The sequence below is a fragment of the Bradyrhizobium sp. 62B genome, from assembly GCF_030272265.2.
Taxonomy (GTDB): domain Bacteria; phylum Pseudomonadota; class Alphaproteobacteria; order Rhizobiales; family Xanthobacteraceae; genus Bradyrhizobium.
Genome location: NZ_CP092842.1, coordinates 460840 through 478401, shown reverse-complemented (window position 1 = coordinate 478401; position 17562 = coordinate 460840). Strand labels below are relative to the sequence as shown.

Here is a 17562-nt window from a genome sequence, read left to right as displayed (position 1 = left end):
TATAAATAGACCTTGAGGCTTCTTACGGCCTATTTATGGATCAATCGTGCCCAAGACCAACCGTCCTGTTTCACCTTATGCCGCCGATGCCGCGATCCGGCTGGGGCAGCTCATCCGCCGAGGGCGCATTGATCGCCACATGACGGTGGCGGCCTTGGCGGAACGGGCAGGGGTTTCGCGCGGCCTGATACAGCGCATTGAGGCGGGCGATACCGGTTGCGCCATTGGTGCCGTGTTCGAGGCTGCGGCGATTGTCGGCGTGCGCCTGTTCGACGCCGGCCAGACGACCATGTCGCGCGACGTAGAAACTCACAATCAAATAATGGCCTTGCTTCCCAAGGCAATCCGCAGCCACCGCACCGAGCCCGATGATGACTTCTGAGCAAAAACATACCCAAGCCTATGTATGGGTTTGGCTGCCGGAGAGCACGCAACCCGTCGTCGCGGGGCTCTTGTCCGCGAGCGGAAAACAACTCGTCTACAATTATGGGCAGAGCTATCTTCGACGGAACAATGCGATCTCTCTTTATGAGCCGGAATTGCCGCTCAAGAGCGGCGTGCTTCCGCTGCTCAATGGGCTCAACATGCCCAACTGCATTCGCGACGCGGCACCCGATGCCTGGGGCCGCCGCATCATCATGAATCGCAGGTTTGGGGGAGGCGGAAAGGATGTTGACCCCGGCAGCCTTGACGAGCTCACCTACCTTCTTGAGTCCGGCTCGGACCGAATCGGTGCGCTCGATTTCCAAGCATCTGCGTCGATTTATGTACCGCGCGAAAGCGCGGAAGTGTCGCTTGCTGAACTCCTGAACGCGGCAACGCTGGTTGAAAACGGGGTGCCGCTGACGGCCGAACTCGACCTGGCACTTCTTCACGGCAGTTCGATCGGCGGCGCGCGGCCAAAGGCCATGATCACGTCCGGCGACAAGAAATTCGTGGCGAAGTTCTCGTCGCAGAATGACCTTTTCGGCGTGGTGAAAGCCGAATTCGTAGCCATGCGCCTCGCCTCCATCATCGGTCTCACCGTCGCGCCCGTGACCCTCAAACGCGCGGCTGGAAAGGACGTGCTGCTCATCGAGCGCTTTGACCGCGAAAAAGCCGAGGAAGGCTGGCGCCGCAAGTCCATGGTGTCGGCGCTCACGCTGCTTGAGCTAGACGAAATGATGGCCCGCTATGCGAGTTACGAGCAGCTTGCGACGGTCATTCGTCATCGCTTCACATCGCCTAAAGAAACTTTGAAGGAGCTCTTTGGCAGGCTTGTCTTCAACATCCTGTCCGGCAACACCGACGATCACGCGCGAAACCACGCGGCTTTCTGGAACGGCAAAGAGCTCGCGCTTACGCCCGCTTACGATATCTGTCCGCAGAACAGGACGGGCGGCGAAGCCTCGCAGGCCATGTTGATCATAGGACAGGAGCGCGCGAGCCAAATCGCGCTCTGCTTGAAAGCTGCCTCCCTGTTCCTTCTTAATGAGGGAGAAGCGGTCGCTATCGTGACCGGTCAAATCAAGGCCATCAAGGAACGCTGGGCTCACGTATGCGACGAGGCCTCGCTTAGCGAGGTCGACCGCAATTTCCTGTGGCGCCGACAATTCTTCAACCCCTATGCGTTCATCGATGCTCCCGAAGCGGTAACGCGCCTCGTTGCTTAGCCCCATTGGCCGCAAGCTCCCGCGCGGGCGCGAGCGGCGCGAAGAGACCCTCTCCATCGGGGAGGAGGGGGAGCTATCGATCCAGCGCGGATTCCTGAAGCTTCAGGACGACACCAAGCCCACGCGCTCAACGGCTAAGGCGAAGAGCGAAGGCCCCGCAGCTATCCCGGAAAGCCTGGTGGCGGAACTCACCGCCTACCAAACGGCAGCACTTCGCAATGCTTTTGCCCAGCACTCCGCCGCTGCCTTGCGCGCCGTGGTGCACGCGCTGGCTGAACAGGCATTCTTCCACGGCGTCGGTCAATCTTGCCTTCGCATCACTCTGCGCGAGGTTTATCTACCCTTGGCGCTCAGTCATGCCGCATCGACCTGCAGGCAGAGCCGAGTGGAATTCGCGGATTACGTCCGGGAATTTCGGTCGAAGATTCAGAGTACCGCCTGGCGCACGATATAGACGGAACGTCTATCTGACGATCGAAATGGCTATCGCCGCCATCCCAGACGGTGAAGAGGCCCGACGACTTCTCTTCGCCCTAAGCTTTTGTGCGCCGGAACGGCTACCTATCTCGTTGGTGCAGCAATTCTTGGACGACCGCTCGAAAGTCGTAGCGGACACCGCTCTTTCGTTGCTCCTGACGTTCTCGCTACTTAAGGCAGATATTTTCGACGACGGCACGAAGCGTTTGTGGTGCATCGGCTTGTTCAGGCAGTCGGTCGTGCAATCGCGAGACAAAGAGGCGAAGCCACGGAAACAAATCGTCGTGTGGTCCACGCTTTGCATCTTCAGCTTCCATTGTTCATAGCTCGGCAAAAGGATGCCGGTTACTATTGTGGGCAGCTAACCCTCATGTCATTGCCCGTTGGAACGATGACGAGAATCCGCCCGAGCGAACCGACGTTTGGTTGGCTGTTGCCACCGCCGTCGCAGCATACTTGCATCAGTTAGGAGACCTCAATTCATCCTTGATCATGTTGGAGCAAATCACTGCCGGCTGTGAGGCACTCCTTGCGCCTAATGATCCACTTCAGATGGACCCGTTCAAAGAATACGCCGACAGGCTGGCCGACGAAGGGCACTTCGGCGAGGCTGAAGCGATTTGTCGCGAGTTGATCAAAATTCATTTTGCGGCGTCAGGAAAGATTGACCACAATATTGCGTCAAGCTTTCTCCAGGTGGGCAGCATGCTCACCAACAAGGGAGAGCATGAAGAAGCTCGCCTTGTTTTGCGCCAGGCGCTTGAATTCTATGAAAGCGAACAATCGACGTCCGGAGCGGTTCTATGAAACTGCCTCAGCGCGCTAGCGTGGTCAGAACTTTGTTGCGTCCAGTTGGACGAGGCGGAGGTCCTTCTGAATAAAGCTCTTGCGCTCGCCAATGACGAGGCACCTGACAACAGTCTGCTTCTTGCTCTCGCATATGACGGTCTAGCTCTCCTGCGCTGCGCGCAAAAGACTTTTGATGTAGGTTTAGATTATGCCCGGCGCGCAGTTGCAGTTACCGAACAAGTAGGCGGGCGACCAGTAGGTCTTTGCAGGCGACTGGTCAATCTCGCAATGCTTAATGCCAGCGAGGGAAATACTTGGCTGCACGATGCTGTTACGAGGAGTTGCTCGACATAGTGGCGTGCAATGTTAGTTCTGGCTTTCGAACGCGAATTCGGAATGACGTTGGGGAGCATTTTTACCGCTGCCGTGACCTTTACCGGTCACGGGAAATCGGGCGATTAGAAATGGAAGATCAAATTCGTGAGCAAGGAGAGGATATCCGTCAAATAAGCATTGGCGAACGTGGGCGAACGGGCGTCGCTGGTTGATCGGCTCAGCCGCTGCCTATACGCGCTTGCGCCGCTTACTGAACGGGGGATCGCGATTGGGCATCCTCGAAAAGGCACAGCTTAGCGAAGCCGCTTTTTAGCGGGCCTCATAGACCGTGTGAAAAACCGTTAGAGCGGCCTGCCTCGGCCGCTCCTGGATTTGTTTCTTTTCACAACGGCTGAACCGCACCCCATCCCGCTGTCAAAAGGAGAGCCTACCTGCGGTTCATCCTGAGCGTCCCGATCTTCAAGGGTTCGGCTGCGAGCGCAAAGGTCAGGTTGCGCTGGGACGTCTTTTCATGTCTGCGCAGTACCTGGATAATCGACGTGTGATCCGTGGTGAAGAGCAATTTTTCGTCCAGGCAAGCCTCCACGTCGCCCTTCGGCCGCTTGTCCGATACGAGACCGAAGGCCAGGATCGGGCGGATCGTGGGGTGAACATTGATCCCTGGCGTCGTCGCCTGCGTTTCCCCAAGTACAGGGTCCGTCTCCCAATACTTGTCACCATCAAAGAAAATCATCGGCGTCACTTCGTCGAGGGTCTTGGCGTAGTAGTTGCGCTCCACATCCTGATAAATTTCCCGCATCGTCCCGCCGCCGCCGCGGCCGTAAATGATGCCCGCTCGCGAATTGTTGACGAGCGCTTCCTCTCGCAAGCTGTTCTGGAAATATTTCGCGTAGTGCGTCGCGAACGGCATCGTTGGCTCCGCGCCATAGAGCCATGTCGGGATCGCCAAACTAACGGGCAGGATTGAAGGCGCCTTAGCGCGGACCTCAAGGGCCGTCTTCAACCAGTTGCGCGCTTCATCGATCGCCCCGAGCTTCTCTTTCTTGATCGTCCAATCATCTTTAAAAAGATCGTCGAGGAAGGGGGCTTTTGGCGCGGCGCTTATGAGCCCAATTGCTTCGTCGAGCGGTCCAACACTGTCGAACGAAGAAAACGCTACCCCGAGATGCGCGGCCTCCATCACGCCCGGCCCGCCGCCCGTGACAAGCAGAAAATGCTCCCGGGCGAGATCGCGCGCGAGATGGGCGATGGTTACATAGGCCTTGTGATTGCGCGGCAGGCTGTGGCCACCCATGACTCCCACGAGCGGCCGTTGAACCGTCTTCAGAAAGACCCGCAGCGCATCGGCGATCGCGGCGTCATGCGCGGCCTGCGCCGCGCGGATGGCGAGCGATGCCGGCAACGGGCCCCCATCGCTGGCGAACTCGCGATAGATCGCGAAGTCTCGCGACAGCGTGAAGCCCATCGGGTCCCATGGGTTAAAGCCTCCCAACAAATCTTCGGCGGTGTAGAGCTGGTGGGGCACGGTGGCAGGCATCGCAATACTCCGGAGAAACATGACAAGAATATAAAGGTGCGAGGCGTCCGGACGCGCGTTATACACCTTCCTGCACGTATTGCGCGAGCGGTCAATTCGTGCATGATGTCTCGCCGAGCGGGGGAAGCGGTCATGGTCACTCCAGTGACGGTCAAAGCCTATGCGAGTCCAGGCTGCGTGCTTTTGACGTTCAATTGGGAGGACGGCGTCGACCATCCGGATTTCCTGGGCTTCGCCATCGAGCGCAACCCGGGTTACGGGCGCGACGGAAAACCGCAGTTCTTGTTCAACAAGCTCGATTTTGTGCCGCTTGCGGATGACGCCCGCCCGAAGGGAAGCGACCGGGCGCCGATCCAGAAGTTTAACTGGTGGGATGGCGGCATCAATACCGACGACCAGGGAAAGACCTTCGAATACACCGTCATTCCGGTCCTGGGTACGGGCCCAAGCGACCTGAAATTACAAAAGGGGGCTGCCGGCAAGCGAAAGGTCGCCGTGCCAAAGCCGCTCCAGGGACAGATCGCCACCTATTTCAACCGGGCTGTCGTGAGCGCGCAGAGCTTTGCCAAGCAAAAGGACAAGCCGCTCGACAAGCAAATGGATTGGCTCGCCAACGGCCTTCAAAATGCGATCCCGGACATCCTTGAGGAGAGTGACGCGTTCGAATGCGCCATCTACCATCTGACGGACAACCGATGGGTCATCCCCGCTTTTACTAGCTTCGAGGGGCGTGGCTCGATCGTCTATTTCGACAAAGCGGACGATTCCAAATCCCGCACCGCCGCCCATCTGATCGCGGACGAACGCCACAACATCTCGATCCACAAGCGCGATGCCATCTCAAAGCTGATGCACGACAAGTTCATTGTTTCTTATAAGAAGAAGCATGAGCAGGCCGTGCTGATGGGCTCGACAAACTTCACGCCCGAAGCCCAGACGGTGCAGGCGAACCTTCTGCACATCATCCATTCGCGCGAACTCGCCGCGCTCTATGCGGAGCGCGCCAATCTTCTCGCCAAGAACATCGGCAAGAAGGATATGGAGACGCCTGCCTGGAGCGATGTGACAGACGTTGAAGATACCAAGATCCGCGTTTTCTTTCTGCCGGAACCCGGCACCCAGCGTGACTTTTTGGACACGGTCACGGAGGCTGTAAGCAAGGCCAAATCGTCGGTGTTGTTCTGTATGTTCACAGCGTCCGACAAGGCCCTCATGGAGGCCATCTTTGCGAAGGGAGATTCACCGAAGCATCTGATCTACGGTCTGTTGAACAGTATTGATGATCCCGACAAGCCGACCAAAAAGGGTGAAAAGCGGAAGCTTCCGGAGATCGCAAGCACGATCTTCCACCGCTCGCAAGCGAATCCGGACACGCTTCCCTATTCAGCCTTCGGCGCCAATGCGCCGCGTGGCTTCTTGCCCGAATTGAGGACGATCGACACAACGCGCTACGACGCGTCGGTCACCAAGAGCAAGGCCAAGGCCGCAAAAACGAAATCGAGCGTTCCGCCGATCCATGTGCACCACAAGTTTATCGTGATCGACGGCGACACTGCGGCGCCGACCATCTACACCGGTTCCCCCAATTTCAGCAAAGCCTCGGAGAATTCCAACGACGAGAACGTCTTGGAGATAAAGGGCAATGCCGCGCTCGCTCAGGCCTATGTCGCGGAATTCATGCGCCTCTACAACCACTATCGGGCTCGCGCCATTTGGAACAAGACCCATGAGAAAAAGGGAGCGAAACCGAAGCCGGGCTCTGAGGCCGACCCGATTGTGCTCAAGCAAACGCGCGATGAGTGGGTAAAGGATGCCTTTAAGAAAGGGACGAAAGCATCGCTCGCTAGAGAGCGTGGTCTATAGGCCGAACGTCCGAAAGGGCGGCCCGACCGACTTGCTTTTTGACTCTGCGCATAACTTTTCAATTGACGCCGAATGTATGCTGTTCGCAGCCGATTAAGACTGAGCGATTGCAACCATGGGCCAGACTGCACGATCGCCAGTCTTTCTCCGTCTTTCCAAACGCGATTTGGTGATCGCCGTCGCAGCTTGTTTGTCCATCGGTCAACATTAGGAGCGTCTCATGAGAATTCGCCGAATGATCCTGCTCGCTCTCGTGCTGCTCGAAGCAACGCAGGGCGTGCAGGCGCGCGACGTCAAGATCGCAACGTGGAATCTCGGCTGGCATCTCAGTCAGGCTGAAGCAAAGGATTGGATCCGTGATTGCGGCCAGCCTTTCGCACTCAATCCCGCCAGCGGCTTGTTCGAACCATCAACAACCGGGGCAACAAAGCCAGGCTGGGCACTCAAATGGAGTCGTAACGCCAAGATCAAATGGGACATTGCCGCAAAGCCCCCATGCGACGTCTATCAGGCGAACTTCAAAATCGTCCCGGTGACCGAAGCGGCCTATCAGAAACGCTCTCAGCAGCTCCAAGATTTCATCGGCAGGAACCTCGATCCGGACGTCATGACGTTTCAGGAGGTGAGCGGCGCCACCGCCGTGCGCGAAGTTCTGCCAAACAACGGTGCTGATTACGAGATCTGCTCGTTTGACAATTTCAAGGTCCAGCGGCTCGCCATTGCCTGGAAGAAGAGTCTTGGCACGGGCGCCGAGTGCGCTGTCGCTGCGACCCTGTCCCTGCCGGATCTCGCTGCGACGGATCAGGTCCGTCCCGGGCTATCGCTGACGCTTCAGATCGACGGTAGACCGCTGCGGGTCATGACCGTGCATCTCAAGTCGTCCTGTGTTAGCCCGCTCGAGGACCGAGGCAAACTTGATGGCGGCGGCGACACTTGCCCGATCCTCCAGCGACAGGTTCGTCCGCTCGAGGATTGGCTAGAAACAAGCTCCTCCGGCATGCCGGTCATCCTGATGGGGGATTTCAACCGCAATCTCTCGCATGAGAAAACTTCTATCGTGAAATCCGCCATCCGCTCCGACGGAAGCGACCCAGCGACGTCCCTCCCAACCGGCGTTCTCGTTCGCAGCTTATACGGCGAGGTCAACGATGGTGCCCCCGCTTCCAGCGCCCTTGCGCACCTGGAACCTGAATGCCCGGTCAATGCTGTCGCCAAGCAGCTCTGCGAACGCTCTAAGCGGGAGCTATTCGACCAGGATGCGCTGAAGCCGCTAACGCGCGCAGATAGCCTTGGCTGCCGCAATCCGATCGGGTTGGACCAAATGCTCGTGAGCTCGAGCCTTTCAGTCCCAAGTCCCGCCACCAAAGTCGCCATCGGTCGCTTCGGACGCACGCGGCCGGCCGGGCAAGGCCATCCCGATCCGTTGTTAGCGATCTCGGATCATTGTCCGTCCACGGTAACCCTGAGCTTCTAGCGTGGCAGTGACCGGATAACTTCCGACGCCCGTCCTCGACCATCTCACCATCATGAAAGTACGACATGTCTTCATTCGTAATCCACACCTTAGATGCAGCGTCGGACACATTCAAAAACCTCCATGTGGTCGTGTCTAGCGAGCAGGATGTGCGAAACACGGCAACGGGACTGGACGCCCTCGTGTTCAAAGACGGACTGCCGTGGAAGTACTTCGATAATCACGGCGCCTCATTCAGCATTACCGAGGAGTAGAGGCTCGGTGCCAATCGGTTCTTTCATCGTTCGTTACATAAGGAGGACTCACCATGCCACTCGGTGAAAATCAGACCAGCGACGAAGCCCTCGACGGGCAAAAGCCAGGCGATAAGGGCAGCGGCGTTTTTGCGGTGCCGGACCCGACAAGCCCCGAGCAGGGTGCGTTCAAGAAAGTGATCGTGTCCGACATCACCTATCCGGATTGCGTCCGGCGAGGCCAGAACTGCATCGTCTACAAATGGCTGCCCAAGAAGCTGAGCCAAGGGACAACCGAATGTCCGACCAAGGGCGTCCTTTGCAACAAATCATGCGCGCATGATCTCTGCCTTTGCATCAACGGCACCTGTCAGTGATGCGATGTGGAGGCTCTTTCGCTTCTTTCTGATCACGTTTGTGATCTTTGCCGGTGTCGTCGGCGGCCTCCTGTACACCGCCGATCAATGGATTCCGATCGTAACGGCGCGGCTCGGCAAGACGGAGGAGGCCAACAAGCTTCTGGTCGTTCTGCCCGCTGCCATCGCGACGTTGCTCGCAGCGCTGACGAGCGGCGTCAGCGCGCTGATGCAGACGGGTGCCCAGCGGGCGATGAATCGGGAGCTCGCAGCTCAAAAAGCCGCGATCGACGAGGATCTCGACCGGAAACGGAATACGCTTTTCGAACAACTCGACAACAAGAAGACGGATAACATGAGGGTCTTGGAGGATCACAAGACCTCGCTTGCCAAGGAGCTTGATGAGCACCGCGATGAGATCAGTCGTAAGCGAGCCGAGCTTAGCGAAGAGATAGAGCACCTAAAGGAAGCCCGGGACACCGCGACCTACTATCGTTTCTTTGTCGGACAGCTGCGCGTCGGAGCGTTTTCAAGCAGGGAGACGAAGCCTTACCAAGCAAAGCTAGTCATCGCGCGTGACAGGCTGCGCCGGGAGAGCGATCTTTACCTGGAATGGTGCGCGTTTATGCAGTGGGGCCGTCTTCTGGAAGAGAATGCCGGGAAACGAAAGGCCGCTGGACAAGCGGAAGTCTGGGAGGAGCCTATCCCGGAGCATGGCGACCGCGAGCTCGGCGTGATTTTTGCCGACAGCGGCGAGCGCGTCCTGGCATTGATCGAAGAAGCAATTACCTACCTGCGCACGACGCGTTGAGAGAAGAACTGCGAGCACTTTCACGGTGGTCGCCAAACAACTGCTATTGATATTTGTAACGGACCACAAGCGCGTCTAAGGCGATTCAGCCCTCTGCGCGGAGCCTTCCCCGCCCTGGCGCTTGAGTTCTTGCGCTTCGTACTGTGCCTTGAGCGCTGGATCGTTGGTCTTGCCTGCGATCGCATCCGCGTTGCTGCCGGCCAAAGGCCGGGCGCGGCCTTGATGGCATCCCCAACGTCCTTGATCCCTTGATCTCCTAGCCCTTGCGGATGAACGGCTTCAGGTAAGCGTCGAGCTTGCCTTTGCTTGGTTCTTCGAGCTCCTGCGTCAGGGCGGCGAGGTATCGCGCTTCGTCAGCTCGGCCAATATGCTCATGCGCCGTAAGCTGCTCAACACGTCGGGCAACGAGCGCTCCCGTGTCATAAGCGCGGCGATGTCGCTTGTCGATCTCTATTGTGACACGCCCATTTCCGGAAACTGCAACGGCGCGGCGCTGGCCGCGTGCTGCGACAGTTTCGTGGCTGCAATGGGATTGTTCAATCAATGGCCTAAGCTGCGGCAGGCGATCGCCGGACGACATTCGGCACAGCGAGCCACGATGAGGGGGAAGCCAGCCGCTGACCCGTCTGACGATCTTTCACCGGGAAAATACGGGCCCGACGGCATACATCATGGGCTATATCCTGGAGGAGGTAAGAACAAACCGGAAGTCAACGGAATTTTTACGCTTCGCCGAAGCGGACCGGTAACGCATAGAAACTATGCCGCCGCTTGTCCGCGGGGCAGGTTAGAATGAACGAGATCACAGTAACACTAGCTTCGGTCGACGCCTGCGTGAAAGGGCGACGGACACGCTCGCTCAGATTTCCCCCAGACATCGAAGGGCAATTTGAAGCCGACATGCACGACAAGCGGTGTAAGCGCTTGACGCTCGGACTGCTCGTTTCGGCTCCCCTTTATAACCTTTTTCTGCTCGGAGATTGGCTGCTGGTGCCAGACGTCGTGCGGCTGGCGATGTGGGTACATTTCTTGTGGATGCTATTGGTCGCCTGGCTTGTATCACGTAAGCCGAGCCCGTTCGTACGGGAGCTTCTAGCAGCGAGTGTTCCGCTGCTTATCATCTTGCAGATCGATCTCGGTTTTGCCTTGACGGCAAGCGAGAGCGCCGCTCACTACCAGTACGTGGTGATTCCGACTTTGCTCTACACCAACGTCTCTCTGCACAGACTCGAATTCCGCTTCGCACGAGCCGTGACTGCCGCGATCCTGTTGCTTCACACCGCCTTTGTTCTTTCCGCGAGCTTCATCTCCGCCCCGATAGCGGTGACCATCATCGTTCAACTCCTCATCTGCGGTTACATCACTCTGATCGCAAACTATACAATGGAGCGCGATCTCCGTAGAGCCTACCTCTATTCCCTGAGAGATCGTCTTCGGCATGCCGATGCGGACGCCGCTTCACGGCGCGATCCATTGACGGGGTTAGCGAACCGGCTGCACCTCGATGACGAACTGACGCGAGTTTGGTCTCGCCCCGAGTGCCGAGCATCGCCGGTTTCAGCTGTCATGATCGATATCGACCATTTCAAGCACTTGAACGATCGCTACGGACATGCTGCAGGCGACCTCTGCCTGAAACGAGTGGCCGCTATACTTCAGGCAGAGATACGAAGGACGGGTGACCTCGTCGCCCGGTATGGAGGCGAAGAATTCCTGATAATCCTGCCGGATATGGCGATGATGGATGCCGCGCGGCTGGCCGAACGCATTCGTCGATCGATCGAAATTGCCGCGATCCCCAATGAAGGCCGGAGCCTCTTGGGCATCGTCACGGCCAGTTTTGGCGTCGCAGCTTGTTCGCCGTCGGATTTGTCTCCTCTGGAATTAATTGCTGCGGCCGATCACGCCCTGTATGCCGCCAAAGGCAAAGGACGAAATCAGGTCTGGCCTCCCCTTGTAGCCGACGCCACCGTTCGCTCGGTGATTGAACCATTGACGTTTATGGTATCATCCTCAGAAGCAGCACGAGGAGCTTGATTTTCCGGCTGGGGCAAACCCGATCTAAGCTGCGTAAGCCAGGGCCATACACTAAGCTCTCGATTGCTTCCGTGCCTCTCCTGATCCGGCCTGGCGCAGCCGATCTCGCTTCAAGTCTGATCAAGGGAGAAGCCACTTGAGCGGTCGTATTCAGATTCCAGGATCTGAAAAAAGCGACTCGCTCGCTCCACGGCAGAGACTTGGCTACGGCTCCGCTTTGCCAAATGAATCTGCGTATAACTGTTCAATCCTCTCGACTTCCTCCCGGGTCAGCGCCGCGAACTCATTGGCTTGCGCGCGGTTTGATAGCTTACCCTGATTTTGCCGAAGAAAGCCGAAGAGGTTGTTCAGCGTCCTCTCGGGCATATCGACTAAACGCTCGACGCCGGCGCGGAACGTGTCGAACCCTTGAAGAAATCTGGCTTCATTCGGAAGATCTTGCTCAATCGTCTGACGTACGCAAGCGTATAGAAATTCAGCGTGCGGCGTCGCATCGAAGAAGCGATAGAAATCGGCAGTATCGTTAAGTATCTTGACATTGCCGCTCGGCGTTCCCGCCCATTGGATGCAAGGAAGCAATCTTGCCGAGTAGCTCTCGAGCACACCTCTGTACTCGGCGATGCGATCGAGAATGGCCGACGATACCGGAAAGTGCACGCCCTCGGGGTTAAAGCCCCGGCGGGCGAGAACATGGTGCATGAGATAGCGATGGATTCGTCCGTTGCCATCCTCAAAGGGGTGGATATAGACGAATCCGAACGCAAGTAGGGCGGCGGCGATGACGGGATCAAGGTCATTCTCCGCACCCTTATCAAAGGCGATCAATCCCGACATGAGCAAGGCGATGTCTTCCTGACGCGCGCTGATGTGGTCTGGAATAGGGCGCTGGGTATCGCGGTCGTGCTCTCCGACAAAACCACCGTCCTTGCGAAAGCCGAGCTTCACGAAGCGTTCGTCTCCGATCACGATGCGTTGCAGGCGAAGCAATTCCTGCTCATCCAGCGCCGCGCGGCCGGCCTCACCAATAGCGCGGCCCCACCGCTGGACCCGGTCCTGCGGCGGTCCTTCTCCTTCGATCATATAGCTGGACCTTGAGTCCTTTAGCAGAAGAAAAGCCGCCGTGCGGGCGAGCAGATCCTTCGGGACCTGACTGACAATGGCTCGAGCGCGCTCCTTCCAGTCTTGTGCGATAAATTCGCTCAAGACAGGCGTCTTGAAGACGAGCGGGCAGAAATTTGGCGATCCTGGAAGGTTATTGCGGACGCGGTGCCGAGCCGAGTTCTGCCCAGCGGAGCCGAACTGAATGTCGGTATCGAGCGCATCGACATAGGACACCTTCTCGGCAGGCGGTAGGTTCAGCTCTCGACCGAGGAGCCACTCGTACAGGAACCAGATGCGACGCGTGTAAAGACCAGTCGGCTTCTGTTTGACGAGCTCGACGATTTCTCCTTCGGCCACGGCAAGGAAAAGCCGCTTCAGGACAGCAAGATCCAGGCCCTCGTATTTCAGCGCAAATGTTAGATGCCCCTCAAGGGAAGCTTCGGGGGCGTGCCGAGGTGTGTAAAGGCGCCAGCCGTCCCGCTCTAAGATACGGTGCTTGGTCCCGATCGCCGAGAGCGTCCGTGGAATTGGAGCAGAGAGGTGATAGGCGTCGATGAGGGCGGCATAGCCGGCCGGAGCACCGGCTTCAGGCAGCCGCCGGTCATGAAAAATGGTCCCCACTCCTGAAAATTGCGCGCTCAACGGCATATTCCCGAAATTTCAGCGGCGTTTCCGCGTAACCGCTAGGAATTATTATGGTAATTCATGAAAAACATTCTCTCAAGGTAAATCTCATGAAAACTGCTGCGATCAAGACGTCGTCACTAACTTAGCTGAAGGCCCGCATTGGGCCGATACAGAGCGCAGATGAGGACCCAAAGGTATGACTTCTTTCCTCTGCTTGCGCTTCTTCTTGCGCCGCTCATCTGTCGGATCGTACCGGCCCCGGAGCGTTCTAGTCAGACGGCGCTTTCTCTGCGCTCGCAGAGAGGGGCGGACCTCGCCGATCTTACGAGATAAGGTTCTTCAAGGCCGGATAGTTCGCGCCGAACACGAAACCGTCTTCGCTGCGGGAATCGAAGGCGAGCAGCCAGAGAACTTGGCTTCATTGCCTGAGAACCTGAGAATGTCAAAGGTGCAAAAGCTGCGCCCTTTGGCCTGGGATTTCAATCTCTTGGATTGATGCGGCACCTCAGGGCACCTTAGGCAGGCCCATCGCTGGTGAGACCCGTCTTTCAAAGGTCGAGCACAATCGAGCTAGCGGACCGGAACGGCAATGGGCGGCGCGATCCGCGCCCGAGCCTGGTTATAGACCTCAATGACGCCCGGCATGGCTACGGTTACCGCAACGCCGAACGGAACTTGCTCGTCTATCTTGCTGCCTCTGTCAGGCTCGCGCTGGATGATAAGCTCGATTTCAGAATCCGCTGTCAGAGCCGGCGCCTTGTCGCCCAGCCAGCGTCGCGAGAAAACAGTCCCCTTGCTTGCCTGATTGACATCAGGCTGCGTCTTGGATGGCTGCACGCGAAACTGATCGATCTCATCTGAACCCGCCGAAAGCGAAAGCTTCACTGAACGATATGATTGTCGACCGGGATGCACGGGTGTGAACCATGCAAGCGTTGCAGTCACCGAGTGGGGGAGAGATTGGCCGCTCATGCAAGCTGGTAACGGAACCACAACCGAACGTCTTGTCTCCTGCGCCAGCGTTCCGACCGCCCAAAACGTCGCCCTGTCAGACGCGCAATAGATCGCATCTTCCGGACTAACAACGCCGTAGCCTAAGAAGCGCCGGATATTATCTTTCTGCCTGACGAATTGCTTTGGATCAGCTGGACCTAGCACGCTCTTAATGAGCTCGGCGCTATCTTGCGGCCACGACGCTGTATGCACCAACAGCGCCTTGAGAAGTGCGGCGCGCTGGTGATGGGGCAGGGACAGAAAGTCCTGCCCGTAGGTGTCTTCCAAAGCGTCATGAATTCTGTGAGCCGTCCTGGAGGCCAGAGCTGCCGCAGCACTTGTGCCGGAGGTGTAATGCTCCCAATTGCTGCTGCCCTCGCGCGGCGGAGCTGCAACCTTGAGCCCATGCGGTCGAGCAGGCCCACTTGGCCTCACAGCAAGCGCCGTTCCACTGCCCACCATGGTCAAATGCTCGCGAGAGCCAGGCATCAAAATATCGGGCTTGACGCCGTTTGCAAATCCTGGACCCAATCCGCTGGATGGGTTGGTGATGATCATGGGATGATACGGATCGACCCTGCCTCTAGCGCTACGGCGATCGGCTGCGCTGACGGCGTCGATATTGGCGGAGCCTACCGTGATCCCGTTCACCGTTTCCGACGGTGCAAGCAGCCGGCGAGAAGTGATCAATCGCGACAGCGCGGACAGCGTATGTCTGGCCCGATCGGGCTGTTCCGTCGCTTCATAAGCAGCCATGGTGGGGATGGATGCTATCTCGAATGAGCCGGCGTGATTGCCGGCACTCACGCAGAACAGAATTCCATATCGATGGGCTAATCTGTCGACCAACCTCGCCCAGGGCGACAGCCGCCCATGAAATGGCTTTCGTACATTGCCGAGCGAAAGATTGACGATCACAACTGACGGAGCGGTCGGGTCGTCGTTGCGCCGCATCGAGACCACGGCTTGATAAACCAGGTCGACAATCAGCCGGTCCTCAGGAAATTGATCAGCAGCCCCCAAGAGCGGTATGCAATGGATGCGGCGCGCCAGCGGCGGCTCATCCATGTTTCGGTCGCCATGCACGATCAGAGAGGCCATAGCTGTGCCGTGAGCCCTTTCAGCCACGACGGCGGCGCCCTCCAGATCGAATTGATCGTCGACATTCATTCGATCACGAAGCAGAGGGTGCTGGGAAACGGGCACGCCATCCAATAAGGCCAAAATTGGTTGGCCTCCAGAAGGAAGCGGTCCCTGTCCGCCTTGGAGCTGAGTGGCGTCTTCGACTTGCACCGGGGCAACAATACTCTGTGGTCGAATGTGCATGACCGGGTCCATGCCGCTCAACCCGGCTGCGGAGCGCTCGGTAATTTGCCGGACAGCGGCAACTGGCAGGTTCGCCAGAATGGCATGATAAGCGATGTCCGGGATCCGGCACTGCGATACAAGAGTGCCACCGACCGCCCTAATCTCGTTGATGACTCCTTGTTGGTTCGAAGCCGCCATGTCCTCCGACGACCGAAACACAAGCTCAATCTCAACGGGGAGAATTTCCTCATCTCCCATAAGCTCGATCTCGTGCGCAAGGATCTCTCGGTCGCCGTCTTGAACACGGTCCCCCGGGCCCCATACTCTGATGTCACGGAGCGTCGCAAAGACATCTCGCCAGGGTGCGAACCCATCCCCAATTGCCTGGCCGGATATCCATCTCTTCCAGAGCGACAGGATGTTCTGCAAAGCCGTGACATCTGGCACAAGAAGATAGGCCTCAGGCGACTTGTCCTTCTCGTCCCCCTCCAGCTCCTCTTCATCGATGAGCTCCAGACCAGGCACTCTTCGGATCGCATTTGCAAAATTCGCAACTGCTCCCCGAACCTCAAAAACCAGGAGCCGCTCTGGCGCCAGCGCGGAAGGGTCTGATCGCAAAGTTAAGCCGGTTGGGTCTCGACCCAAGACTTGTTCGAGGCGACGGAAGCGGGGGCCGAATGCTGCATTCTGTGCAGCAGCCGTGAATTTAGCCGGCCTGGGGATCGGTTGCGGCCTGCCTTTTGGTCTTGCCGCCTGATTGCCTGGCGTCAGTCGCAGCAGAGGCTTCGTTGGATCGGCCGCCATGCAGGTTCTCTGGCTTTACTCTCGATGACCAAAATTCGAGTTCAGTCTTGATCGCAGAATCAATCGAGATCTCACCAAGACCAAGTATTTGTCGCCGCCGAACGTTCTGGCAGAAATCAAGCACTTCAGCATAGGACGTTGCGTCGATCGTTTGCGCGAGGTCGAAGGCCGATAGCGAAGGACGCTCGGGCCAACCCCCATAAACCCGCTCGATGAAATGTGCGATTTCCGCAACTTGGGGAGCTGGAAACGCAATCTTCAGCTGGAAACGTCGCCATACGGCCCGATCAAGGAGTTCAGCATGATTGGTAGCAGCAATTGTCACAACATAGCTGGGAAGTTTATCGATTTGCATCAAAAGGAATGAAACGACGCGCTTGATTTCGCCCGTTTCGTGGTCATCTCCACGCTCTTTCCCGATGGCATCAAACTCGTCGAAAAACAACACGCAAGGCTGGGTCCGCGCATAGTCGAACAGCGCCCGAAGGCGCGCGTTCGTTTCGCCTAGATAGCTTCCAACCAAAGCATCATACCGGACGACGAAAAACGGAAGGGATAGGCCTTCTGCGATCGCTTCTGCAAAGGAGGTTTTACCATTGCCGGGAGGGCCAGACAGGAGAACGCGATGGCGCGGCTCATATCCGCTCGCCCGCAGCACGTCTGCCCGCACATGCTCCTCGATAAGCTGCATCCCTTCTGCTCGCGCAGGCAAAGGTAAAACCAGCTCATCGAGAGATATGCGAGGAGTAACCTCTAAGATCGTGTCCCGCCCGGCAGCTTGCGGAGACCGCTGAGAGGCAACCAAACTCGGCGGCGTTACCGCGATCGTCTGCAACGCTCGCTCAAGCCGATCGGCCAGCGCGTGATGACTCTTTGCGCGCTCATCAGCCACAATCGCTTCGACCGCCGAGCGCATCATTGGCCGATCGCCGGTCACACCGGCGCGCACGAGAGATATGAGTAAGTCGCTCTTGGCCATGACGGACAGCCTATTACAGGATTGCGCGCCCACGCTGCTAGAAATGGTCCCAGCTTGTGAACAACTCGCCGCGGGCCGGTGTTCCATGCCGAGCTGTTCGCCATGCCTATCTGGCATGAATTAACATATTGAAAAGCCCCGACAAACCAGCTGATGGAGAGGCCACTCGGACCGGCAAGGCAGTT

Annotated in this window: 14 protein-coding genes; 9 read left to right on the top strand and 5 right to left on the bottom strand. The window is 57.7% G+C overall.

Going from position 1 to position 17562, the window contains the following annotated elements:
• Nucleotides 1–46 precede the first annotated feature (46 nt).
• The 4 genes from ML401_RS37230 (at nt 47) to ML401_RS37215 (ending at nt 2936) form a co-directional block, all read left to right on the top strand.
• Nucleotides 47–382 carry a helix-turn-helix transcriptional regulator gene (locus tag ML401_RS37230; RefSeq protein WP_285812859.1) on the top strand — a complete coding sequence of 112 codons (336 nt, stop codon included), beginning with the start codon at nt 47–49 and terminating at the stop codon, nt 380–382.
• Nucleotides 372–1652, top strand: a complete 1281-nt coding sequence (locus ML401_RS37225) for a type II toxin-antitoxin system HipA family toxin (RefSeq protein ID WP_285813382.1) — start codon at nt 372–374, stop codon at nt 1650–1652. Before ML401_RS37230 ends, ML401_RS37225 begins: the two co-directional genes overlap by 11 nt.
• On the top strand, nt 1645–2106 hold the full coding sequence (locus ML401_RS37220) for a hypothetical protein (RefSeq protein ID WP_285812858.1): 462 nt from the start codon (nt 1645–1647) through the stop codon (nt 2104–2106). The genes ML401_RS37225 and ML401_RS37220 overlap by 8 nt, the downstream gene beginning before the upstream one ends.
• 449 nt (nt 2107–2555) lie before the next feature.
• Nucleotides 2556–2936 (top strand): tetratricopeptide repeat protein, encoded by a 381-nt coding sequence (locus ML401_RS37215; protein WP_285812857.1) that lies wholly within the window; start codon nt 2556–2558, stop codon nt 2934–2936.
• Nucleotides 2937–3681: 745 nt separating this feature from the next.
• Here ML401_RS37215 and ML401_RS37210 read toward each other — a convergent pair.
• Nucleotides 3682–4791, bottom strand: a complete 1110-nt coding sequence (locus ML401_RS37210) for a hypothetical protein (RefSeq protein ID WP_285812856.1) — start codon at nt 4789–4791, stop codon at nt 3682–3684.
• 132 nt (nt 4792–4923) lie between these two features.
• Between ML401_RS37210 and ML401_RS37205 the strand changes: the two genes are divergently transcribed.
• The 4 genes from ML401_RS37205 to ML401_RS37190 all read left to right on the top strand — a co-directional run bounded on the left by ML401_RS37205 (nt 4924) and on the right by ML401_RS37190 (nt 9528).
• Nucleotides 4924–6654, top strand: a complete 1731-nt coding sequence (locus tag ML401_RS37205) for a phospholipase D-like domain-containing protein (protein ID WP_285812855.1) — start codon at nt 4924–4926, stop codon at nt 6652–6654.
• Nucleotides 6655–6889: 235 nt separating this feature from the next.
• A complete protein-coding gene (locus ML401_RS37200; protein ID WP_285812854.1) occupies nt 6890–8128 on the top strand; it encodes an endonuclease/exonuclease/phosphatase family protein in 1239 nt (412 codons plus the stop codon).
• Nucleotides 8129–8435: 307 nt separating this feature from the next.
• Nucleotides 8436–8738, top strand: coding sequence for a hypothetical protein (locus ML401_RS37195; protein ID WP_285812853.1), 303 nt, complete (start codon nt 8436–8438; stop codon nt 8736–8738).
• Nucleotides 8701–9528 (top strand): hypothetical protein, encoded by an 828-nt coding sequence (locus ML401_RS37190; RefSeq protein WP_285812852.1) that lies wholly within the window; start codon nt 8701–8703, stop codon nt 9526–9528. Before ML401_RS37195 ends, ML401_RS37190 begins: the two co-directional genes overlap by 38 nt.
• Nucleotides 9529–9784: 256 nt before the next feature.
• Here the strand turns inward: ML401_RS37190 and ML401_RS37185 are convergent, their stop codons facing one another.
• Nucleotides 9785–10108: a hypothetical protein gene (locus ML401_RS37185; RefSeq protein WP_285812851.1), complete on the bottom strand. Its 324-nt coding sequence runs from the start codon at nt 10106–10108 to the stop codon at nt 9785–9787.
• 212 nt (nt 10109–10320) lie between these two features.
• Here ML401_RS37185 and ML401_RS37180 point away from each other — a divergent pair, with 212 nt between their 5' ends.
• A complete protein-coding gene (locus ML401_RS37180) occupies nt 10321–11565 on the top strand; it encodes a diguanylate cyclase (protein ID WP_285812850.1) in 1245 nt (414 codons plus the stop codon).
• A 204-nt stretch (nt 11566–11769) separates the two neighbouring features.
• On the opposite strand, the gene ML401_RS37175 is transcribed toward ML401_RS37180, so the two are convergent.
• The 3 genes from ML401_RS37175 to ML401_RS37165 form a co-directional block, all read right to left on the bottom strand.
• Nucleotides 11770–13314, bottom strand: a complete 1545-nt coding sequence (locus tag ML401_RS37175; RefSeq protein WP_285812849.1) for a Fic family protein — start codon at nt 13312–13314, stop codon at nt 11770–11772.
• A 549-nt stretch (nt 13315–13863) separates the two neighbouring features.
• On the bottom strand, nt 13864–16119 hold the full coding sequence (locus ML401_RS37170; protein ID WP_285812848.1) for a S8 family serine peptidase: 2256 nt from the start codon (nt 16117–16119) through the stop codon (nt 13864–13866).
• Between the two features lie 181 nt (nt 16120–16300).
• Nucleotides 16301–17377: an AAA family ATPase gene (locus tag ML401_RS37165; RefSeq protein WP_285812847.1), complete on the bottom strand. Its 1077-nt coding sequence runs from the start codon at nt 17375–17377 to the stop codon at nt 16301–16303.
• Between the last annotated feature and the right edge of the window lie 185 nt (nt 17378–17562).